Here is a 21,359-nt window from a genome sequence, read left to right on the forward strand (position 1 = left end):
CCCCCAACCGTTTAGGCCGATTGCCCGCCTGGACGGGCGGTCGCACCCCCTTACACTCCCTCCCCGCATCGATAAGGACCTGAAAAACGGGAGGGACGACATGCGTTCTCTGGCGAAACGGCTCGGCGGCCTGGCTCTGGCCGCCGGGCTCTTCTGCGCGTCGCCGGCCCTGGCCTTCGAGGGGCTCGTGGAGAAGAAGGTGTTCGAGATGCCGTCCTACACCACGGTGGGCGGCGGCACGATCAAGAACGTCCGGATCGGCTGGGAAAGCTACGGCAAGCTGAACGACGCCAGGGACAACGTCATCCTCGTCACCCATTTCTTCAGCGGCAACAGCCACGCCGCCGGAAAGTACAAGATGGAGGACCCGGCTCCCGGCTATTGGGATTCCATCATCGGGCCGGGCAAGCCGCTGGACACCGACAAGTACTTCATCGTCAGTTCCGACACGCTGGTGAACCTGTCGCCGAAGGACCCGACCGTCGTCACCACCGGCCCGGCCAGCGTCAACCCCGACACCGGCAAGCCCTACGGCATGAGTTTCCCGGTCGTCACCATCCGCGATTTCGTCAATGTCCAGAAGGCGTTGCTGGACAGTCTTAATGTCAAGTCGCTGCACGCGGTGATGGGCGGGTCGATGGGATCGCTCCAGGCGCTGGAATGGGGCGCAGCCCATCCGGAGATGGTCAAGCGCGTCGTCGCGTTGATCGGCGGGGCCGAGGCCGACCCCTTCCTGATCGGCTGGCTGAACCTGTGGGCGGCGCCCATCCGCGTCGATCCGAACTGGCAGGGCGGCGATTACTACGGCAAGGCGGAGCCGAAGGCCGGGCTGACCGAAGCGCTGAAGCTGGTGACCCTGCACGCCCGCCACTGGAAATGGGCCGACGCCACCTTCGGCCGCGGCTGGGCGGAGGAGGGCAAGGACCCAGCCGCCAGCATGAACAACCAGTACGCCATCGAAGCGTGGCTGGACAAGGCGGCGGCGGCCCGCGCCGCGGTCAGCGACGCCAACCACTTCCTCTATCTGGTGAAGGCCAACCAGACCTTCCTGGTGGGCGGCGGCGGGGCGCTGGACGAGGGGCTGGCGAAGATCAAGGCGCCGGTGCTGCTGATCCCCTCCGCCGACGACCTCGTCTTCCCGCCGGAGCGCGCCATGCATCCGTTGAAGGAGCGTCTGGAGAAGCAGGGCGTCGCGGTCACCTACACCGATGCGATCACCACCAGCCTCGGCCACCTCGACGGCATCGCCAACATCGCCAAGGCCGGAGACACCATAGCCTCCTTCATGGCGAAGTGACGGACGCGGCCGCCCTGGCCGGCGATGGATCGCCCGGCGGGGCTTCGGTCAGTGCTTTCTCAGGGGCCGACATAGTGCGGCATCAGCTTGGCCTGATCACCGACATAGACGTTGCAGCGGCTGTCCTGGCCGTCGAAGAAGTACACCTGCCCGGTCTTCCGCTTGTTCTGCGGATCCGACAGGTTCGCCCCGCCGGAAAAGGCGACGCCGTAACGCTTGTCCGGTGTCCGCGCCCAGTAGAAGCCGTCCATCTCCTGTCCGAAGGCGCCGCGCTGGCACAGGCGCGACAGGGCGGCGTCGTAACGGGTCAGCCCCTCCAACCCCTTCGGCAGGTTGTAGACCGCCTGGCTGCGCACAGAGCGGGTACGGGGCGGAATGACCTCCTGGGGAAGGGAGGAGCGATTCAAGGCGCGCAGATGGTTGGGATCGGTCCGCTCGACCCGCATCGGATCCGCCGCCGCTGGCGCAGCCAGCAGCGCAAGCAACAGCGGAACGGCGGCGATGGCTTTCATGGGCTGAGCGGAGAAAGGGCCAGGGGCGACAGGACCATAACACGGGTTCCCCGCCCGTGGGCAGCGGTCTCCAGTGGCAGAGGCCGACACGGCTAAGGAAATCGTTTTATATTAGGTCTCTAAGGCAATATCATGAGATATTGGATTAGGAGTTGCAAACGCCCCTTTATCAGAAACAAATTCAAAAAATCGCCATAAGCCATTGGGTTATAATACGCTTTATATCCGTTCGCCTTTGCCCTCCAGATAGCTGGTGATCGTCGCCAGGAAGTCCCTCGGCTGGATCGGCTTGGGCACATGGCCATCGAAGCCGGCGCGGGAGAAGCGCAGCATGTCGGTGGGCGTCGACAGGTTGGTGACCGCGACGACCAGCGTGCGCGCCAACGCCCGGTCGGCGCGGATCATCCGGACCAGCTCGACGCCGGACAGGCCGGGCATCACCACGTCCATGATCACCAGATCGGGCTTCAGAGCGCGCATCAGGTCCAGCACGCCCCGCGGGTCATCCGTCTCGGTGACGCGGTGGCCGCCCTCCTCCAGGCAGCGAACCAGAAGCTTGCGCATCAGCGCGTTGTCGTCGACGACGAGGATGGTCCGCGTCCTGTCCAAAGAATGGGAATCCATAGCGTCCGTCCCACCCGTCACGGCGTCTTGCCGTTGCCGGCGGACGAGGCGTCCGTCGCCCACCAGGAGTCGAAGGAGAGCGAATAGGGCGGCATGGTGTCGGGGCGCTTCAGCCGGCTCCAGTAGGCGACGCGGTAGACGCCGGAGTACCAGTGCGGCACCACGTAATGGTTCCACAACAGCACCCGGTCCAGCGCCGACACCGCGGCCTTCAGATCCTCCTGGCTGTTGGCGCGGACGATCTCGCCGATCAGATGATCGACCGCCTCGCTGCGCACTCCGGCCATGTTCTGGCTTCCCGGACGGTCGGCGAAGGCCGAACCCCAATAGCCGGTCTGCTCGTTCCCCGGCGACAGGGACTGCGGCCAGACATGAACCACCATGTCGTAATCGAAGTCGCGCGTGCGGTTCTCGTACTGGGTGGTGTCCACCGTGCGGATGCTGGCCCGGATGCCCAGACGCTTCAGATTCTCGATGAAGGGCAGCGTCACCCGCTCGAAGGTCGGGCTGTCCAGAAGGATCTCGAAGTCCAGCGGCTTGCCGGTCGCGACGTCGACCCGCACCCCGTTGCGCACGTCGGTCCCCGCCTCGTCGAGCAGCCGCTTGGCCTCCAGCAGGTTGCGGCGCAGCCCGTTCTGGCCCTCCGTGCTGGGCGGATGGTAGGTCTTCTCGAACACCTCGGCGGGGATTTTCCCGCGCAGCGGCTCCAGGATCGCCAGTTCGCGGCCCTGCGGCAGGTCCCTGGACTGGAGCGGCGAGTTCTCGAAATAGCTCTCCGTCCGCTTGTAGGCCCCGTAGAACAGGGTCTGGTTCGTCCATTCGAAGTCGAAGGCGTAGGCGATGGCCTGGCGCACCTTGGGGTTCGCGAAGACCGGGCGGCGCGTGTTGAAGACGAAGCCCTGCATGCCCGCCGGCACCTCGTTGGCGATCTCCTCCTTCACCACCTTGCCGTCGCGCACCGCGTCGAAGTCGTAGCCGGTGGCCCAGGTCTTGGCGACGTTCTCCTGGCGGAAATCGTACAGCCCGCCGCGGAAGGCCTGGAGGGCGACGCTGGCGTCCCGGTAATACTCGTAGGCCATGCTGCCGAAATTGTTCCGACCGACATTCACCGGCAGGTCCTTGCCCCAATAGTCGGCAACCCGCTCATAGCTGATGCCGCGGCCCGGATCGAAGGACGCGATGCGGTAGGGGCCGCTGCCCAGCGGCGGCTCCAGCGTGGTCGCCTGGAAGTCCTTGCCCTCCCAGTAATGCTTCGGCAGCACCGGCAACTGGCCGACGATCATCGGAAGTTCGCGGTTGTCACCCGGCTTGAAGGTGAAGCGGACACGGCGTTCCCCTTCCGCCTCGACCTTGTCCACCGCGCCGTAATAGCTACGGTAGAAGGGATGGCTCTCCGTCAGGATGGTGAAGGAGAACACCACGTCCTCGGCGGTGACCGGCTTGCCGTCGTGCCACCGCGCGCCGGAGCGCAGGTTGAAGGCGATGGAGGAGCGGTCCTCCGGCATCTCCACGCTTTCGGCGAGCAGGCCGTATTCGGTGAAGGGCTCGTCCGCCGACCCGGTCATCAGCGTGTCGTAGATCAGCGCCGCCCCCGCCGCCGGCACACCGCGCAGCGTGAAGGGGTTCAGCGTGTCGAAGGAACCGATGGCCTGGAGGGTCACCTTCCCGCCCTTCGGGGCGTCCGGGTTGACGTAATCGAAATGCCGGAAGTCCGGCCCGTATTTCGGCTCGCCGTACAGAGCCATGCCGTGCCGCGCCATGCCTTGCTGTGTCTGCGCGCCCGCCGATCCGGTCACGGCGGCGGCGATCAGCCCGATCAACAATCCAGCGGCCATACGGCGCATGCCCCATCCTCCCATTCTTCTCTCCGGAGCGCTCGGCCCCGGTTCCGCTCTGATAACATGTGGGAGGGGCAAAGCGGTGCGAAACCCCCTTCCCCGCCCCGCGGCATGGCGCCCCGCGATTTGCTCTGGTGTCCCGGCGGGCTTGCGGTCATGGTTTTCGCCAATCCGCGCCGATAAGCGCGACCAGCATGGAGGGTTCTTCGACCGTGTCCGCCGAATTCACCGTCTACGGCAACGTCAATTCCCAGCCCGCCACCCGCGTCGTCCTGTTCCTGTCGATGGCCGGGGTGCCCTACGCCTACCGCCATGTCGACTTGCGCGGCGGCCAGCAGAAGTCGGCGGAGTATCTCGCCATCAACCGCTTCGGCCGGGTGCCGACCCTGGTCCACGGCGACCTCAGCATTTCCGAATCGGGAGTCATCCTGACTTATCTGGCGGAAAAGACCGGTCAGTTCGGCGGACGGGACGAGGCGGAACGGCTCAGGCTGGCCGAATGGCTGTCCTGGCTGGCCGACGTGCTGCTGCCGGTCCAGCGCGCCCGCGCGGTGCGAAAGTTCCACGGCGACGCCAACGCCCTGCCCTGGATCGACGCCGCGGCAACCAGCGGGCTTGCCCAGTTCGACCGGCATCTGGCCGGCCGGACCTTCATCGAAGGCGAGCGGGTCACCATCGCCGACATCTTCGCCTTCCCCTGGATCGACCTCGTTGAGGAGTCGAACATCGACATCGCCACCTACCCCAACGTCCAGGCGTGGCATGCCCGCATGCTGGCCCAGCCCGGCGCCAAGCGCCAGATGGAACTGATGCCGCAGCAGGACGTCGGCTGACGAACAAAAAAAAGGCCCCCACCCGCGGTACGGATGGGGGCCTTTTTTAAGCGGACACTCTTACTTCTTGGTGCCGGCCGACGCGACGAAGCTGTCGTAGGGCAGCTCGGCGACGCGGAACCAGAGCTGGGTCTCGTCGAGGAACGGCTTCCAGCTCTCGTAGATCGTCTTGAAGTTCGGGTTGGTCTTCGCCAACTCGTCGTAATACTCGAAGGCGATCTTGTGCGCCTGCTCCATCAGGTCGCGCGGGTAGGCGCGCAGCAGGGTGCCCTTGGCGACCAGACGCTTCAGAGCCTTGGCGTTCTCCGAATCGTAGCGGGCGATCATGTAGGTGTTCGCCTCGGCGCAGGCGGCCGTCAGGATCGACTGGTAGGACTTGGGGAGCTTTTCCCACTCCTGCAGGTTGACGTAGAGCGAGACGTTCGGCCCGCCTTCCCACCAGCCCGGATAGTAGTAGTACTTGGCGACCTGATGGAAGCCCAGCCGCTCGTCGTCGTAGGGGCCGACGAACTCGGTCGCGTCGATGGTGCCCTTCTCCAGCGCCGGATAGACGTCCGCGCCGGCGATCTGGGTCGGAGTGGCGCCCATCTTCGACATGATCTGGCCGGTGATGCCGGCGATGCGGATCTTCAGGCCCTGGAAGTCCGCGGCGGTCTTGATTTCCTTGCGGTACCAGCCGCCCATCTGAGCGCCGGTGTTGCCCGCCGGGAACTGGATGACGTTGTGGTTCTTCATGAAGGCGCGCATCAGCTCCAGGCCGCCGGCCTGGAACCAGGCGGTGGTCTGACGGGCGTTCGGGCCGAACGGAATGGCCGTGTCGAAGGCGAAGGTCGGGTCCTTGCCGACATAATAGTAGCCGCAGGTGTGGCCGCACTGGACCGAGCCGTTCTGCACGGCGTCGAGCACCTGGAGGCCGGGCACCAGCTCACCACCCGGGAACGCGCGGATCTGGAACTTGCCGTCCGTGCTCTCGGCGACGCGGCGGGCGATCAGCTCCGAGGCGCCGAACAGGATGTCGGTGCTCTTCGGGAAGCTCGACGCCAGGCGCCACTGGATTTCCGGCTGCGACTGCGCAATGGCCGGCGCGGCCACGCCGGCAACCGCCAGCCCCGCACCCGCGGCCGCGGCGCCCGCACCCGCCGACTTCAGAAACGCACGTCTTTTCACGATTCTTCTCCCGTGGACTCCGCCTTCCCTTTTCGTTTCAAGCGGCCCGTCGGACCACTTGTTGCGAGGGAATTTTCACAACTGTAACAAAGCAGCGTTTTCGTTCCGATTCATCGCACAAATGCGCATGTCAGGTCTACCCTGGTCCTACGGATTAGGCGACCGCCTCAGCCGCGCCGCCCCAGGAAGGCGGCGAGCGGCGGCAGGACCAGCGTCCGCCCGTCCGCGCTGACCTCGGGAACCGGCACTCCCGGCGGGCGCGGCAGGTCGAGCGCCTCCATCGGCGGCTTGCGCTTCAGCGCGTATTCCGCCGGCTGGTTGGACAGGTTGAAGACGGCCAGCAGCTCTTCGCCCTCCGCCGCCCGTTCGAAGGCCAGGACGCTGCCGGCCTCCTCCACCGCCGCCACGCCGCCCTGGGTCAGCGCCGGATGGCGACGGCGCAGGCGCAGGGCGGAGCGCCAGACGTCGAGCGGGCTGCCGGTACGCCGCTCCTGGGCGTCGACCGCCAAGCCGTGGTGGGGTTCCGCCACCGGAAGCCACGTCTCGACCGCGCTGGAAAAACCGGCGTTCGCGGCGCCGGACCGCCAAGGCATCGGCGTGCGGCTGCCGTCGCGACCCTGGAAGTCGGGCCAATAGGCGATGCCGAAGGGGTCGCGCAGGTCCTCCGCCTCCAGCACCGCGTTGGGCAGCGCCAGCTCTTCCCCCTGGTAGAGGCAGACGGTGCCGGGCAGCGTGGCGAACAGGGTGGCGAGCAGGGCGTTGAAGCGCTCCGGATCGGCGCCGGGCGGCAGCCAGCGGCTGGCGGCGCGCTCGACGTCGTGGTTGGAGAAGCTCCAGCAGATCGCCTCGGGCTGCGGCGTCCCGGTCAGCGCCCCGGCGAAGTTCTGCGCGGTGAAGGGCTGCTTGGCCAGCGACAGGGTGTAGGCGGCGTGCAGCCCCTGCGGCCCGCAGTAGGCGGCGATGCGCCGCGCAGCGCCCGGCTGGCTCGACAGCTCGCCCAGCAGCACCCGGTCGGGATAGCAGTCGATCACCGCGCGCAGCCGGGCCAGCACACCGTGAATGGCCGGGTGCATCATGTCGTAGAGATGCTGTTGCAGGGCGAACAGCTTGGCCGGCGGTTCCGCCCCGCTCCAGGCCGCCGCGGGGTTGGAGCGGAGCTGCGGGTCGTGGGCGAAGAAATCCACCGCGTCGATGCGGAAGCCGTCCACCCCGCGCTCCAGCCAGAAGGCCGCGGTGTCGCCGAGCGCCTGGAGCACCGCCTCGTCGTGCAGGTTCAGGGCGGGCTGGCTGGACAGGAAATGGTGCAGGTAATACTGGCGCCGCCGCGGCTCCCAGGTCCAGGCGGGGCCGCCGAACACCGAAAGCCAGTTGTTGGGCGGCGTGCCGTCGGGGCGCGGATCGGCCCAGACGTACCAGTCGGCGAATTCCCCGTCACGCGACCGGCGGCTGGCGGAGAACCAGGGGTGCGCGTCCGAGGTGTGGCCGCAGACCAGATCCAGGATCACCTTCAGCCCATGGCCGTGCGCCGCCTCGATGATGCGGTCCACCGTCTCCAGCCGGCCCATGCGCGGGTCGACCGCCCGGTGGTCGGTGATGTCGTAGCCGAAATCCTTCTGCGGCGACGGGTAGAAGGGGCTGATCCACACCCCCTGCACGCCGAGCGACGCCACATGGCCGAGGCCGTCCAGCACGCCGTCCAGATCGCCCCAGCCGTCGCCGTTTCCGTCGAGGAAGCTGAGGGGGTAGATCTGGTACAGCGCGGCACCGCGCAGCCACGAAGACGCCTGGGACATAAGGACCCTCCACAAGAGACTCGTGGAAAGGGTCCCCCCATAGCCCTAACGATCGGTTACCGGCCCGGTTTTGGTCACGGCTTCCGACCGACGGTCGGCGCCGTCAGGCGCAGCCAGGGCGCCCAAGCCTGCCGCACGGCGTCGCTCCACATCCGCATCGGCGTCATCCATGGGGCCAGCCACGGGGCCAGCATCGGGTTGGCGTTGGCGAAGGCCGGGTTGAACAGCGGGTTGGCCGAGGCCAGCAGCGCCGTCCCCATCATGCCGCGCAGCGCGTCGAAGGAGGGCGTGGCGGTGATCTGCACGGCGATCGTCTCGGTCCCGCGCTCCGGGTCGTCCCGGTGCAGGATCTGGATGTCCAGGTTCGGCAGGGCAGCGGTCAGCTTGGTCTCGTCCATCGTCCTCTTCCCTTCAATGCCGGCGGGCCTCACGGCCGGGGCCATGGTTGCCGAACGGCGCGCCCGCCGCAACCATGCAACCAAAAGCCGGCGCCGATGTTTCCCGCTGGCAGCCAATGGGCTGGCAAGCGATGGGGATACCAGCATGGACGGAGCGACGGTCACCGATCCCCGCACCGAGGCGGAAGAGGCCGCGGCCTGCGCCGGGCTGAGCTATGTCTGCGACGACGAGCCGGGCATCCGGCGCCGCCGCGCCGGCAAGGGCTTCTCCTACCGGTGGCCCGACGGCACGCGGGTGACCGAGGAGGACACGCTGGAGCGAATCCGCAAGCTGGCGATCCCCCCGGCCTACCGCGACGTCTGGATCTGCCCGAACCCGGACGGCCACCTCCAGGCCACGGGCCGCGACACGCGGGGTCGCAAGCAGTACCGCTACCACCCGCGCTGGACCGAGATGCGAGAAGGCACGAAATTCGGGCGCATGCTCGACTTCTGCCGCGCCCTTCCGACCATCCGCCGTCAGGTGGACGGCGATCTCGCCCGCCGCGGCCTGCCGCGGGAAAAGGTGCTGGCCGCCGTGGTGCGGCTGCTGGAAACCACGCTGATCCGCGTCGGCAACGAAAACTACGCGCGGGAGAACAGCAGTTACGGCCTGACCACCCTGCGCGACGACCACGCCGACATCGAAGGGGCGGAAATCCGCTTCACCTTCAAAGGCAAATCCGGAAAGGAATGGAACGTTGCCCTGAAGGACCGCCGCCTCGCCCGCGTCGTCCGCGCCTGCCGCGACGTGCCGGGGGACGAGCTGTTCCAGTACATGGACCGCGACGGGCAGCGCCACGCGGTGAGTTCCGGCGACGTGAACGAGTATCTGCGCGCCGCCACCGGACAGGACTTCACCGCCAAGGACTTCCGCACCTGGGCCGGCACCGTTCTGGCCGCCATGGCGCTGCGGGAGTTCGAGACCTTCGACAGCGCCGCCAAGGCCAAGCGCAACGTCACCCACGCCATCGAGCAGGTGGCCGCCCGCCTCGGCAACACCGCCAGCGTCTGCCGCAAGAGCTACGTCCACCCTGAGATTCTGGACGCCTATCTGGAAGGCAACCTGCTGGACTCCCTGACCCGCGAGGTGGAGACCGAGCTGCGCGAGGAGCTTCCCGAACTGGAGGCCGAGGAGGCCGCCGTGCTGGCCTTCCTGCGCGGCCGGCTGGAGCGCGAGCGCCGATCCCGCGCCAGCGAGAGCCAGCGGCGGCGCGCCGCGTAGGGCCTATGCCTCCGGCTGGTCCTGGGTGGACAGGCCGTCGCCCCAGTCCAGCCGGCGCGCGGCCTTGAAGGCGGCGCCGTCGCGCTTCCCGAGAATCCGTTCGGTTTGGGCGCCGTCCCGGCCGCAGAGCTTGAAGCCGATGCGCCCGTTTCCGGCGCTCCATGGCGGCGCGATGATGCGGGCCTCGGGACGGGCACCGGGCCGGCGGGAGGCGGCGATGTAGACGAACTTCTCGTCCTCCCACGGCACCTCCGCCCCCTTGGCCATGCGGTGCAGCCGCGAGCGGGCGACCCGACGGGAGAAATGGCACCAGTCGGGGGCGGCCAGCGGGCAGGCGGCGCTGTGCACGCAGGGCGCCAACAGATGGGCGCCGGCGGCGATCAGCCGCTCCCGCGCCCGGACGATGCGCGCCCAGCCGGCGGGCGTGCCGGGCTCGACGATCAGCAGCGTCCCGGCGGTGAGCGACCACAGCCGGTCGACCAGCCGGTCGCGCGCCGTCTCCGCCAGCTCGTCCAGCACATAGGCCAATGTCACCAGATCGCGCGGCTCCAGACCGGGCAGATCACCCGTGGCATCGCCGGCCCGCCACACGATCCGCGTCGGCGCCGCCGCTTGCGACAGCGTCTCGCCGACCGCGCGGATGGCCGGGCTGCCCTCGATCAGCAGGGCGTCGTCCAGGCTGGCCCAGCAGTCGGAGGCCGCCCACAGCGCTGTCCCCGGACCGGCCCCGACGTCCAGCGCGGTCACCGGCGCGAAATCGGGAAGCGCCTCGGCCACCGCCTCCATGCTGGAGCGGACGGCGGCGAAGGTGGCCGGCAGGCGGGTGGCGAGATAAGCCCGCGCCGCCAGATCGTCCGACAGGTGGAAGCGCCCGTCCCGCACCTCCGCCCGGTAGCGCTGGGAGAGGCGGTCGGCTGCGCGCTTCAGGTCGGACAGGGCGATGCCGTCGAGCGCGCGGTCCACCGCGTGGCGGAGCGAAGGGGGAAGTTCCATGGGTCCGGGCGGGGCAGGCGTGGTCTCGTTCCGCCTGTTAGCACGCCGCCCGCCCCGCGCACACGGACAAATCAGGGCCCGGGACAAATCAGGGAACAGGCGGTTACGCCCGCACCTGCCGCAGGAAGTCGTCCACCGCGCCATTCAAGGTGCCGGCCAGTTCCGACAGGCGGTCGGCCGCCCCCATCATGGCGTCGGCGGAGCGTCCGGTATCCACCGCCACACGGCTGACGTCGCCGATGTTGGACGACACGTCGGTGTTCATGCACTCCACGATGCGCACGTTGTGGGTGATCTCCGAGGTCGCCTGGCGCTGCTGCTCGACCGCCGCGGCGATGCCGCTCACGCTCTCGCCGATCACGGCGATGGTGGAGCCGATGCGGGCGATGGCCTCCACCACCCCCATGGTCGATTGCTGAATGCCATGGACCAGGGTGGCGATCTCCTCCGTCGAGGAGGCGGTCTGGGAGGCGAGCGCCTTCACCTCGGTGGCGACGACGGCGAAACCCTTGCCGGCGTCGCCGGCACGCGCCGCCTCGATGCTGGCGTTGAGCGCCAGGAGGTTGGTCTGTTGAGCGATCGCGGTGATGATGGCGACCACCTCGCCGATCTTCTGGGCGGAGTCCGACAGGCCCTTGGTCAGGTCGTCGGCGCGCCGGGATTCGGCGACGGCGTCCTCCGCAACGCTGCGCGACTGGGCGATCTGCCGCCCGATCCCGTCGATGGAGGCGGAGAGCTGCTCACTGGCCGAAGCCACGGCGCCGACGTTGCGGGTCGCCGTGCCGGCGGCGTCCGCGGCGGCGCGGGTGCGCTGCGCGGTGTCCGACGCCATGCCCGCCACGGCGCGGGCGGAGCCCGTGACCTCCGCCGCCGCCACGGACAGCGAGCCGGCCACCGCCTGGACCGTGCGCTCCAGCCCATCGGCCAGCGTCGCCATCAGGGCGCGGCGTTCCTCCTCGGCGCGGCGTTCCTGGTCGCGGCGGGTCTCCTCCGCGCGCTGGCGGGCCTCCAGCGCCTCGCGGAAGGCTTCGACCGCGCCATGGATGTCGGCGATCTCGCGCAGGGGCGAGGGGCGCAACGGCACCGCACCCTCCCCGCGGGTCAGCGCCTGGAGCGCCCGGCTGGCGTCGCGCACCGGCTGCATGATGAAGCGGTAGCCCAGCAGCATGTTCACGCCGCCGACCAGCCCGATCAGCACGAAGGCGCCCAGCGCGATCAGCGTCAGCCGGTCGAGCACCGCGGTCAGCGCCGCGGCACCCTCCTGGCTGCGCGCGGTCACCGCGTCGGAGGCGGCGTTCATCCCCTGCACCAGCCCATCGACCAGAGTCCGGACCTCCTGGTTGTGGGCGTGGGCGTCCGTGGTCAGGCGCAGTGTTTCGGTGCGCTGCGCGAAGGCCTCGTCGAGCGCGGCGAAGGACGCGATGTCGTCGGCGACGCTCTCGAACTCGTCGGCAGACGGCAGATGCCGGCGCAACTCCATGGCCTTGGCCATGTGCTCGCGGAACTGGCGCAGGTCGTTGCCGACCGCCGGCGGGTAGAGCTGGGACGGCAGGCGCGTCAGCAGGAACTTGGCGTCGCGGATCGTCGAGAAGAGCGTGGCGAGCGCCTGCTCGTCCGCCGGTTGCGTCGTCGCGCGCATCGCCGCGGACAGGCCGCGGGCAATGTCGCCCGACAGGCTTTCCGCGCGGCTGATGTTGAAACCGAATTTCTTGTCCAGCGCCTCGACCTTGGCGCCGATGGCCGCGGCCTCCCGGCTGGCCGCGACCGCCTTGGCGACGGTCTGCGCGATGTCCGGCGCGGCGTTGGCGGACATCCGCGCGGCGTGGGCGTCCAGGCCGGACAGCGCGTCGGCGCGCGTCGCCTCGTCCCCGCTGACGATCACCGCCTCGCCCAGCTTGGCGAGCCGTTCGGCCTCAAGGGCGATCCGCTGGTTCTCGGCCACCCGCTGCGCCAACTCGGCGTTGCCGTCGGCGATGCGCGTCGCCTCCATGGCGGTCATGCCGCCGAACACCGCCAGGGCGGCCACCACGACGCCCGCAATCAGGCAATCCACCACGACGACTTGGAACGTCGAGCGCTTCGCCCGCTCACTTGTCCCGGATACCATCTCCGCACCTCATCCGCAGCGTTCCCCCGAACTCTTCGTTTTTCCGGATGGGCGGCACTGGGGCGGCTCCTCCGGGACTTTATTGTTTGAGTACCTATATGCTCGGGGACGTGGGTGTGAGGCTATTGTGGAAAACCGAAGACGGCGCCCGACCATCCGGTGGGCGCCGCCTCTGGTTGTTGCCGAAGCTGTGAAACGGAAGCGGACGGGGCCGTTACAGGCCGGCGCCTTCCCCTCCGGCCAGGGCGACGCAGACGCGGTCCCGGCCCTCCAGGCTGCCGCAGCCGCCGCTGCGCTGGGACACGAAGCGGATGACCACCCGTTCCCCCTTGCCGACCGCGTGGGGCGGCAGCATCGCCTCGGCGACCAGGGTTTCCACCGTCCGCGACGGCGTCCGTCCGGAGCGGGCGGCGACCGGCGCGTCCCGGTCGGTGGCGGCGACGAATTCCGCCGGCGGGCGGGCCTCGCCGCGACCCATGGGTTCCACCACGAGCGGAGCCGGGCGGGGCTCCAGGGCGGCAACGGCGACCGGTGCCGGGGTGGCCGGGGTCTGCGGCACCGGCGCCACCGGTTCCGGGACCACCGCGGCGACGGCGACCGGTTCCGGGACCGCCGGCTTGGTGGGGGGCTTGGCGGCCACCGCCGCGGAATGCGGCGTGGGGGCGCTCGCCGGAACGATGGCGACCTCGATCGCGCTGGCGCCCGCCGCCTGCGACGGCTCGCGCGGCGCAACGCCGCGCAGGTTCGGCGTCAAGGCCGCGATGTACATCCGGGTTTCGCGCGGCAGCCGCTGCTTGCCCGCGAGGTGCGAGGCGTAGCAGGCCGGGCCGCAATTGTAGGCGGCGAGGAAGCCCGGCGCGCCGAACAGGTCGTACATCTCCCGCAGATACGCGGTGCCGGCCAGGATGTTGTCGCGCGGATCGGACGGATCGGACCCCAGCCCGTACTGCGTGCGCATCATGTCGTAGGTGCCGGGCATCACCTGCATCAGCCCGATGGCGCCGGCATGGCTGGTGATGGTGCGTCCGTTCACCACCGCACGCCCGCCGCTCTCCCGCATCATCACGGCCCTGATCCACTTCTCCGGCACGTCGAACCGTTCCGACGCCTCGCGGATGTGGGGAACCCAGCGGCCGAGCGGGTCCTTCGGATCAATCGGGACTTCGGCCACCTCCGGGGCCTTGACGACAAGCTCCGCCGTTTCCGGAGCGTTCGAGGCGCAACCCGCCAAGCCGAGGGCGAGAATCAGGGCGGCACCGGCGGCGCGGGCCGCGGTGAAGTCGCGATAAGCCACGAGGAGGGGTCCGTGCTGGTTGCACAAAGATCGAAAGCGTTACCCTCTCTTTGCGATGTAATGGTGCCGACTGTCAAGCAACAAGGCGGGTGTAATGTCCTGATTTTACGGCCTTTCCCTTTTTCATAGCCCATTGGAATGGTTTTCAGCCAAATGCTGTTCATCCGTATTGGCCCTTTTTCTGCCCCATTCGGCACTGTTGCCGGCTTTGCGACGGCGGGCGAGAGACCCATTCCTGTCACGCCCTTAACTTGCGGGGCCGATCGTCGCGGCCCTGGCAACCGCTTGACTTTCCAGAGGTCATTCCATATTGAATGAACGTTCATTTATAGCCGCACCGCGATGCCCGACAGCTCTCCTCTTCCCCCCTCCCGCCGGTCCCGGCGCAAGGAGGCCCGCCCCGCCGAGGTGATCGAGGCGGCGCGCGACCTGTTCATCTCGCGCGGATTTGCCGCAACCAAGCTGGAGCATGTCGCCCGCAAGGCCGGTGTCAGCGTCGGGTTGCCCTACCTCTATTTCGAGAACAAGGAAGGGCTGTTCAAAGCGGTCGTCCGGCAGTCCATCCTGCCGCAGTTCCAGATGGGCGAGGATCTGCTGGACAGCTTCACGGGCAGCAGCGAGGAGTTCCTGCGCGGCCTTGCCCGCGGCTTCTGGGAGATGGAGCAGAGCCCCAACGCCGGCCTGTCGAAGCTGGTCATCGCCGAGGCGCAGAACTTCCCCGACCTCGCCCGCTTCTACATGGAGGAGGTCGTCCTGCGCGGGCGGCGCTTCTTCGCGCGCATCCTGCACCGCGGCATCGAGCGCGGGGAGTTCCGGCCCGTCGACGTGGAGCAGATGGCCCGCGTCATCGCCGCCCCGCTCAGCATGCTCTCGCTGTGGAACCACTCGCTGCGTCCCTTCGAACCGGACCCCGCCGCGGCCTCCGCCGAATCCTACCTCGACGCCTATCTCGACCTCGTCCTCAACGGGCTGAGGGCCGAACCCAAGGACCGCACCCCATGATCGACGCCGCCCGTTCCGATGGTCTCACCGCCAAGCCGCGGCGCCGCCTGCTGCTGCCCCTGCTGATCGCCGGCGCGCTGGCCGCGGGCGGCGTCGCCTGGAAGGCCACGAGCAGCCACGACGCGGTGGCCCCCGCCGCGGCCGGCCTGCCCCCGGCGGAACGGCCGGTGGAGCTGTCGCCCGTCGAGCTGACCCGGATGGCCCCGCGCCGGCTGACCGAGCTGGTGCGGCTCAGCGGCTCCGTGAAGCCGATGGAACAGTCCATGGTCAAGTCGGAGGTCGCCGCCCGGCTGGTCGAGGTGCCGCTGCGCGAAGGGCAGGCCGTCCGGAAGGGCGAGGTGCTGGCCCGCTTCGACACGGTGGAGCTTCAGGCCAAGCTGGACGAGAAGCTGAGCAATCTGGAGGGCGCCAAGGCGCAGCTCGTCCTGGCGGACAAGACCCGCGCCAAGAACCTGGCGCTGCGCCAGAAGGACATCGTCTCGGAAACCAACATGGACCAGGCGCAGAGCACATTCCGCTTCCAGCAGGCCACCGTCGCGGCGCTGGAGGCCCAGGTGGACCTTGCCCGCAAGGCGCTGCGCGACGCGGTGGTGGCGAGCCCGATCGACGGTACGCTGGCCGAGCGCGCGGTCAACCCCGGCGAGACTCTGGCGGTCAACGCCAAGATGTTCTCCGTCGTCGATCTCAGCCGCGTCGAGGTCGAGGCGGCGGTGCCCGCCGACGACGTCGCCCGGCTGAAGCCCGGCCAGACCGTGCGGCTGCGGGTTGAAGGTTTCGGCGACCGCGACTTCATCGGCCGGATCGCCCGCATCAACCCGATGGCCCGTGCCGGGACCCGCTCCATTCCCGTCTACATCGTGCTGGACAACGCCGATGGCGCGCTGCGCGGCGGCATGTTCGCCGCGGGCGATGCCGTCGTGGACGAGGTGGAGGGCGCCTTCGCCCTGCCCCCGGCGGCGGTCCGCCACGACCAGGACGGCGACTTCGTGCTGGTCGTCTCCGGGGGCCGGGTGGAGCGCCGCAAGGTCGAGGTGCTGGGTGCCTGGTCGCGCGGGGATCTCGTGCAGGTGCGCGGGCTGGCCGACGGCGATCTGGCGGTGACCGCCCCCCTGCCCGGCCTGACCGCCGGGCGGGCCGTCAAGGTCATGGGATCGTAAGGGAACGCGCCGCGCCATGCCGATCACCCGCATCAGCGTCGACAACCCCGTCTTCGCCACCATGATGATGGTGGCGCTGATGGTGCTGGGCCTGTTCTCCTACAACCGGCTCGGCGTCGACCAGTTTCCCGACGTGGACTTCCCGCTGGTCGTCGTCTCCACCGAGTACCCCGGAGCCAGCCCGGAATCGGTCGAGACCGACGTCACCCGCCCCATCGAGGACGCGGTCAACACCATCGCCGGCATCAAGACGCTGACCTCCCGCTCCTACGAGAGCCAGTCGGTGGTGATCGCCGAGTTCGACCTGAAGACCGCCTCGACCCAGGCGTTGCAGGACGTGCGCGAGAAGGTGTCGGCCCTGCGCCCCAAGTTCCGGGACGAGGTGAAGGACCCGCAGATCACCCGCTTCAACCCGGACGACCAGCCCATCCTTTCGCTCGCGGTGAAGTCGGACATCCGCAGCTTGCGCGACCTGACCACCATGACCGACCAGATCGTCCTGAAGCGCCTGCAGAACGTGCGCGGCGTCGGACGGGCGACCATCGCCGGCGGGGTCAAGCGGCAGGTCCAGGTGCGGCTGCGCCCCGAACGGCTGGAGGCGCTGGGCGTCGGCGTCGATCAGGTTCTCCAGGCGATCCGCGACGAGAACCAGGACATTCCCGCCGGCACCGTCTCCGGCAACGGGGCGGAGCGCGTCGTCCAGGTCGATGGCCGCGTCATCAACCCGCGGGAGCTTCTCGACATCATCGTCGCGCGCCGCGGCGGCGAGCCGGTGCGCCTGCGCCAGGTCGCCGAGGTGCTGGACGGCCAGGAGGAGCAGGACTCCGTCGCCCTGTTCAACGGCCAGCCGGCGCTGGCCGTCGATGTGGTGAAGATCCAGGGTTCCAACACGGTGGAGGTGGCGCGCGGCCTCTACAAGGCGCTGGACGAGTTGCGCCGCGACGGCTCCCTGCCCTCCGACGTCGCCCTGGAGGTGGTGCGCGACACCTCGCGCGGGATCACCAACTCGCTGAGCAACGTGCAGCGCACGCTGGTCGAGGGCGGCGTGCTGACCATCGCCATCGTCATGGTCTTCCTGGGCTCCTGGCGCAGCACGGTGATCACGGCGCTGACCCTGCCGGTGGCGGTGATGGGCACCTTCGGCGTGCTGGCGGCCTTCGGTTTCACCCTGAACACGATGACGCTGATGGCGCTGTCGCTGGCCATCGGCATCCTGATCGACGACGCCATCGTGGTGCGCGAGAACATCATGCGCCACCTCGGCAAGGGCCAGGGGCACCGGCAGGCGGCGCTGGACGGCACCAAGGAGATCGGTCTGGCGGTCCTGGCGACCACGCTGACCATCGTGGCGGTGTTCCTGCCCGTCGCCTTCATGGGCGGCATCATCGGGCGCTTCTTCCTGCAGTTCGGCATCACCGTGTCGGCGGCGGTGCTGATCTCGCTGTTCGTGTCCTTCACGCTGGACCCCATGCTGTCCAGCCTGTGGTACGATCCGGCGGCCCACGGGCGGCACGGGCGCGGTGTCTTCGGGCGCTTCGCGGCGGGATTCCAGGGCGCCTTCGACGCGCTGGCGCGGGTCTATGGCCGGACGCTCCGCTGGGCGCTGCGCTGGCGCTGGCTGGTTTTGCTGATGGCGCTGGGGATCTTCGTCGGCAGCTTCTTCCTGGTGCCGCGCATCGGCGTCGAGTTCGTCCCCGCCGCCGACCTCGGGGAATCCATCGTCGATGTGGAGACGCCGGTCGGATCGTCGCTCGACTACACGGCGGCCAAGCTGCGGCAGGTGGAGGCGGCGATCCGCGAGTTTCCGGAGGTCGCCTACACCTACTCCACGGTGAACACGGGCGCGTCGGTCGGCAAGAACCGGGGCAGCGTCTATGTCCGGCTGAAACCGATCGACCAGCGCACGCTCACGCCCAACACGCTGGCCCCGCCGCTGCGCGAGCGGCTGTCGGCGATCCCCGGCGTCCAGATCGGCATCGGCATTCCCGGCGTCGGCGGCGTGCAGAAGCAGATCCAGGTGTCCGTCCAGGGCCGCGACATCGCGGAACTGGACCGCATCGGGAAGCAGGTGACCGCCGCCATGGCCGGCATCCGCGGCTTCGTCGACGTGGACGTCAGCTTGAAGGCGGCCAAGCCGACCCTGTCGGTGCGGCTGGAGCGCGATCTGGCGAGCGACCTCGGCGTCGGAACGGCGCAGGTGGCGAACACGCTGCGCCCCCTCTTCGCCGGCGACAAGGTGTCCACCTGGAAGGCGCCGGACGGCGAGACCTACGACGTGCTGGTGCGTCTGCCGGAAAGCGACCGGGTGGGCCGCGCCGACCTCGACCGCATCTACCTGACCGGCTCCAACGACGCCGAGGGGGCGCCGCGCATGGTGCCGCTGTCGCAGGTCAGCCGGGTCGAGACGACGCTCGGCGCCTCGCAGATCAACCGCCGTGACCTGTCCCGCGAGGTGAACGTTCAGGCCAACGTCCAGGGCCGCCCGGCGGGCGACGCCGGCAAGGAGCTGCAGGCGGCCATCGCGGAGATCAAGCTGCCGCCCGGCTACCGCATCGTCTTCGGCGGTTCGACCAAGGACATCGCCGAGACGTCGGCCTACGCCACCCAGGCGCTGCTGCTGGCGGTGATCCTGATCTACCTGATCCTGGCCTCGCAGTTCGGCAGCTTCCTCCAGCCCATCGCCATCATGATGTCGCTGCCGCTGTCGCTGGTCGGGGTGTTCCTCGGACTTCTGGTCGCCGGCTCCACCCTGAACATCTTCAGCGCCATCGGCTTCATCATGCTGATGGGTCTGGTGACCAAGAATGCGATCCTGCTGGTCGACTTCGCCAACCAGGCCCGCGCCCGCGGGGTGGACCTGCGCGACGCGGTGGTGGAGGCCGGCATCATCCGCCTGCGCCCTATCGTCATGACCACCATGGCGATGATCTTCGGCATGATCCCGCTGGCGCTCGGCATCGGCGAGGGCGCGCAGCAGCGCGCACCCATGGCCCACGCGGTGATCGGCGGCCTCATCAGCTCCACCCTGCTCACCCTTCTGGTGGTGCCCGTGATCCTCACCTACCTCGACGCGCTGTCCCGGCGCTTCAAGCGCTGGTTCGCCCACAAGGACCCGGACGCCGTGGCGCACGGCACGGCAACACAGGGCACGGCGGCGGAATAACTCAGCCCAGATGCTCCAGCATTAGGAACAGTCCGAGCGCCAGCAGACCGAGGAAAAAGCAGCGCCGGAACACCTCCGCCCGCACCCGCCGGCGGAGGCTCTGGCCGAGCGCCATCCCGGCAAGGGCCGGCAGCAGCGACGCCAGTGATCCCCAGGCCAGGGTGCCGTCGAACAGCCCGTGCTGCGCCAGACCGGCGGCCAGCGCCAGGGTCGACACCGTGAAGGACAGGCCGAGCGCCTGGATCAGCCGGTCGCGCTCCAGCTCCAGCGCCTGGAGGTAGGGCACGGCGGGGATGACGAAGACTCCGGTGGCCGCCGTCACCACCCCGGTCGCCACGCCGACCAGCGGCGACAGCCAGGATTCCGCCGTCGGCGGCACCCGCAACGGCAGCTTCACCAGCCCGGCCACCGCGTAGAGCGCCAGCGCCCCGCCCAGCGCCGCCGCAGCCTGCCCCGAGGAGGCGCCGGCCAGCCGACCCGCCCCGGCCCAGGTCCCCAGCGTGATCCCCAGCATCATCGGCCAGAACCGCTCGATGGTGGCGCCGAGGCTGGGGCCGAAGGCCAGTTGCCAGAGATTCGTCACAAGCGAAGGCACGATGAGGATCACCGCCGCCTCGGCGGGCGGCATGACGAGGCCGAGCAGCCCCATGGCGACGGTCGGCAGGCCCAGGCCGATCATGCCCTTGACGAATCCAGCCAGCAGGAAGGTCAGGGCCATGGCGGCAACGATGAGGAGAGGGAGGTCGGTCATCACGGCAGTCTCTCGTCAATTCCCCTCTCCCGCCTCGGGAGAGGGAAGAGGCCCGCGCGAAGCGTGGGAAGGGTGAGGGTGCCGCCGAGGATGAATTCCTTGATCCTTGCACGACCCTCACCCGCCCGCTTCGCGGGCCCCCTCTCCCGGGACGGGAGAGGGATCTGATGCCACTTGAGGCCAGGCCGTGGCTTCCGGCAATGTGGATGTCACACAGCCAGCCTTCGGTTCAGACGAAGGCTGCTGCTCCACCGGAGAACCGCCCATGCGCTTCGACCTGACCGACCTGCGGCTGTTCCTGAACGTGGCGGAGGCGGAGAGCATCACCCACGGGGCGGAGCGGACACACCTGGCCCTCGCCTCGGCGAGCGCGCGCATCCGCGGGATGGAGGAGACGCTCGGCGTGCCGCTGCTGGAGCGCGGACGGCGCGGCGTCAGCCCGACCCCGGCGGGTGAGGCGCTCGTCCACCACGCCCGTCTTCTCCTCCAGCAGGTCGAGCGGATGCGGGGGGAGCTGGGCGATTACGCGAAGGGGCTGAAGGGGCATGTCCGGCTGCTGTCCAACACCGCCGCCCTGGCCGAATTCCTGCCCGAGGCCCTGGCGCCCTTCCTCGCCGCCCACCCCAACATCGACATCGACCTGGAGGAGAGGCCCAGCCACGAGATCGTGCGGGCGGTGGCGGAAGGGCTGGCCGACGCCGGGGTGGTGTCCGATCACGCGGACCTGTCGGGGCTGGAGGTCTTTCCCTTCCGCACCGACCGCATGGTGCTGGTCACGCCGCACGGCCACCCGCTGGCCAACCGCCGCAGCGTCGCCCTCCGCGAGGTTCTGGAGGAGGATTTCGTCGGGCTGGCGACGCGCAACGCCCTTCAGCAGCACATCAACGAGCACGCCATCCGCGCCGGGCATCCGCTGAAGTTGCGCGTGCGCGTCCGCGGATTCGACGGGATCTGCCGGATGGTCGAGCAGGGGGTGGGGCTCGGCATCGTCCCGGAGGCCTCAGCAAAGCGCTGCCGCCGCTTCACGAAGATCCGCACGGTGCCCCTCACCGACCCCTGGGCGGTGCGGTCCCTGGTCGTCTGCGTCCGCCGGCTGGACGCGCTGCCCGGTCACAGCCGCGAACTGGTGAAGCGGCTGGCCGGCGGCGCGAACTAGCCTTCGCCCC

17 protein-coding genes are annotated in these 21,359 nt (G+C 69.2%); 7 read left to right on the plus strand and 10 right to left on the minus strand.

What is annotated here, in order from left to right; all coding sequences use genetic code 11:
• The first annotated feature begins 100 nt into the window (after positions 1-100).
• Positions 101-1,297 (plus strand): E22 family MetX-like putative esterase, encoded by a 1,197-nt coding sequence (locus tag D3869_RS16120; RefSeq protein WP_137140994.1) that lies wholly within the window; start codon positions 101-103, stop codon positions 1,295-1,297.
• A gap of 59 nt (positions 1,298-1,356) precedes the next feature.
• Here D3869_RS16120 and D3869_RS16125 read toward each other — a convergent pair whose 3' ends face one another.
• The 3 genes from D3869_RS16125 to D3869_RS16135 form a co-directional block, all read right to left on the minus strand.
• Complete coding sequence (locus D3869_RS16125) at positions 1,357-1,809, minus strand: hypothetical protein (protein ID WP_137140995.1); 453 nt, start codon at positions 1,807-1,809, stop codon at positions 1,357-1,359.
• Between the two features lie 219 nt (positions 1,810-2,028).
• On the minus strand, positions 2,029-2,418 hold the full coding sequence (locus D3869_RS16130; RefSeq protein WP_247895881.1) for a response regulator: 390 nt from the start codon (positions 2,416-2,418) through the stop codon (positions 2,029-2,031).
• Positions 2,419-2,450: 32 nt separating this feature from the next.
• Positions 2,451-4,277 carry an extracellular solute-binding protein gene (locus D3869_RS16135; RefSeq protein WP_137140997.1) on the minus strand — a complete coding sequence of 609 codons (1,827 nt, stop codon included), beginning with the start codon at positions 4,275-4,277 and terminating at the stop codon, positions 2,451-2,453.
• Between the two features lie 206 nt (positions 4,278-4,483).
• On the opposite strand from D3869_RS16135, the gene D3869_RS16140 reads away from it, so the two are divergent.
• Complete coding sequence (locus tag D3869_RS16140; RefSeq protein WP_247895882.1) at positions 4,484-5,104, plus strand: glutathione S-transferase family protein; 621 nt, start codon at positions 4,484-4,486, stop codon at positions 5,102-5,104.
• 60 nt (positions 5,105-5,164) lie between these two features.
• On the opposite strand, the gene D3869_RS16145 is transcribed toward D3869_RS16140, so the two are convergent.
• The 3 genes from D3869_RS16145 to D3869_RS16155 form a co-directional block, all read right to left on the minus strand.
• Complete coding sequence (locus tag D3869_RS16145; protein WP_137140999.1) at positions 5,165-6,271, minus strand: TRAP transporter substrate-binding protein; 1,107 nt, start codon at positions 6,269-6,271, stop codon at positions 5,165-5,167.
• 167 nt (positions 6,272-6,438) lie between these two features.
• Positions 6,439-8,064, minus strand: a complete 1,626-nt coding sequence (locus D3869_RS16150) for an alpha-glucosidase family protein (protein WP_137141000.1) — start codon at positions 8,062-8,064, stop codon at positions 6,439-6,441.
• Between the two features lie 74 nt (positions 8,065-8,138).
• Positions 8,139-8,462 carry a hypothetical protein gene (locus D3869_RS16155; RefSeq protein ID WP_137141001.1) on the minus strand — a complete coding sequence of 108 codons (324 nt, stop codon included), beginning with the start codon at positions 8,460-8,462 and terminating at the stop codon, positions 8,139-8,141.
• A gap of 145 nt (positions 8,463-8,607) precedes the next feature.
• Here D3869_RS16155 and D3869_RS16160 point away from each other — a divergent pair, with 145 nt between their 5' ends.
• Positions 8,608-9,726, plus strand: a complete 1,119-nt coding sequence (locus D3869_RS16160; protein ID WP_137141002.1) for a DNA topoisomerase IB — start codon at positions 8,608-8,610, stop codon at positions 9,724-9,726.
• 3 nt (positions 9,727-9,729) lie between these two features.
• Here D3869_RS16160 and D3869_RS16165 read toward each other — a convergent pair whose 3' ends face one another.
• The 3 genes from D3869_RS16165 to D3869_RS16175 all read right to left on the minus strand — a co-directional run bounded on the left by D3869_RS16165 (position 9,730) and on the right by D3869_RS16175 (position 14,120).
• Positions 9,730-10,719 (minus strand): small ribosomal subunit Rsm22 family protein, encoded by a 990-nt coding sequence (locus tag D3869_RS16165; RefSeq protein WP_137141003.1) that lies wholly within the window; start codon positions 10,717-10,719, stop codon positions 9,730-9,732.
• Between the two features lie 103 nt (positions 10,720-10,822).
• Positions 10,823-12,826 carry a methyl-accepting chemotaxis protein gene (locus D3869_RS16170; protein WP_247895883.1) on the minus strand — a complete coding sequence of 668 codons (2,004 nt, stop codon included), beginning with the start codon at positions 12,824-12,826 and terminating at the stop codon, positions 10,823-10,825.
• 214 nt (positions 12,827-13,040) lie between these two features.
• The gene (locus tag D3869_RS16175) at positions 13,041-14,120 is read right to left on the minus strand and encodes a lytic transglycosylase domain-containing protein (protein ID WP_137141004.1); all 1,080 of its coding nucleotides are present in this window, start codon (positions 14,118-14,120) and stop codon (positions 13,041-13,043) included.
• A 342-nt stretch (positions 14,121-14,462) separates the two neighbouring features.
• Here D3869_RS16175 and D3869_RS16180 point away from each other — a divergent pair, with 342 nt between their 5' ends.
• Genes D3869_RS16180 through D3869_RS16190 form a run of 3 tightly spaced genes read left to right on the plus strand, consistent with a single transcriptional unit; the run spans position 14,463 to position 19,442 of the window.
• On the plus strand, positions 14,463-15,122 hold the full coding sequence (locus tag D3869_RS16180; protein ID WP_137141005.1) for a TetR/AcrR family transcriptional regulator: 660 nt from the start codon (positions 14,463-14,465) through the stop codon (positions 15,120-15,122).
• Entirely contained in the window at positions 15,119-16,279 is a 1,161-nt protein-coding gene (locus tag D3869_RS16185) for an efflux RND transporter periplasmic adaptor subunit (RefSeq protein ID WP_137141006.1), read from the plus strand. Before D3869_RS16180 ends, D3869_RS16185 begins: the two co-directional genes overlap by 4 nt.
• Before the next feature lie 16 nt (positions 16,280-16,295).
• Positions 16,296-19,442 (plus strand): efflux RND transporter permease subunit, encoded by a 3,147-nt coding sequence (locus tag D3869_RS16190; RefSeq protein ID WP_137141007.1) that lies wholly within the window; start codon positions 16,296-16,298, stop codon positions 19,440-19,442.
• 1 nt (position 19,443) lies between these two features.
• On the opposite strand, the gene D3869_RS16195 is transcribed toward D3869_RS16190, so the two are convergent.
• Complete coding sequence (locus D3869_RS16195; protein WP_137141008.1) at positions 19,444-20,193, minus strand: sulfite exporter TauE/SafE family protein; 750 nt, start codon at positions 20,191-20,193, stop codon at positions 19,444-19,446.
• Positions 20,194-20,458: 265 nt separating this feature from the next.
• Between D3869_RS16195 and D3869_RS16200 the strand changes: the two genes are divergently transcribed.
• Positions 20,459-21,349: a LysR substrate-binding domain-containing protein gene (locus tag D3869_RS16200; protein ID WP_137141009.1), complete on the plus strand. Its 891-nt coding sequence runs from the start codon at positions 20,459-20,461 to the stop codon at positions 21,347-21,349.
• Positions 21,350-21,359 lie beyond the last annotated feature (10 nt).

Source organism: Azospirillum brasilense (assembly GCF_005222205.1).
GTDB classification, from domain to species: Bacteria; Pseudomonadota; Alphaproteobacteria; order Azospirillales; family Azospirillaceae; genus Azospirillum; species Azospirillum brasilense_G.

Coding starts and splice junctions, on each gene's coding strand:
- D3869_RS16200 (WP_137141009.1), top strand. CDS start 20,459: ATGCGCTTCGACCTGACCGACCTGCGGCTGTTCCTGAACGTGGCGGAG.
- D3869_RS16150 (WP_137141000.1), bottom strand. CDS start 8,064: ATGTCCCAGGCGTCTTCGTGGCTGCGCGGTGCCGCGCTGTACCAGATC.
- D3869_RS16120 (WP_137140994.1), top strand. CDS start 101: ATGCGTTCTCTGGCGAAACGGCTCGGCGGCCTGGCTCTGGCCGCCGGG.
- D3869_RS16135 (WP_137140997.1), bottom strand. CDS start 4,277: ATGCGCCGTATGGCCGCTGGATTGTTGATCGGGCTGATCGCCGCCGCC.
- D3869_RS16180 (WP_137141005.1), top strand. CDS start 14,463: ATGCCCGACAGCTCTCCTCTTCCCCCCTCCCGCCGGTCCCGGCGCAAG.
- D3869_RS16160 (WP_137141002.1), top strand. CDS start 8,608: ATGGACGGAGCGACGGTCACCGATCCCCGCACCGAGGCGGAAGAGGCC.
- D3869_RS16170 (WP_247895883.1), bottom strand. CDS start 12,826: ATGGTATCCGGGACAAGTGAGCGGGCGAAGCGCTCGACGTTCCAAGTC.
- D3869_RS16190 (WP_137141007.1), top strand. CDS start 16,296: ATGCCGATCACCCGCATCAGCGTCGACAACCCCGTCTTCGCCACCATG.
- D3869_RS16125 (WP_137140995.1), bottom strand. CDS start 1,809: ATGAAAGCCATCGCCGCCGTTCCGCTGTTGCTTGCGCTGCTGGCTGCG.
- D3869_RS16195 (WP_137141008.1), bottom strand. CDS start 20,193: ATGACCGACCTCCCTCTCCTCATCGTTGCCGCCATGGCCCTGACCTTC.
- D3869_RS16155 (WP_137141001.1), bottom strand. CDS start 8,462: ATGGACGAGACCAAGCTGACCGCTGCCCTGCCGAACCTGGACATCCAG.
- D3869_RS16165 (WP_137141003.1), bottom strand. CDS start 10,719: ATGGAACTTCCCCCTTCGCTCCGCCACGCGGTGGACCGCGCGCTCGAC.
- D3869_RS16185 (WP_137141006.1), top strand. CDS start 15,119: ATGATCGACGCCGCCCGTTCCGATGGTCTCACCGCCAAGCCGCGGCGC.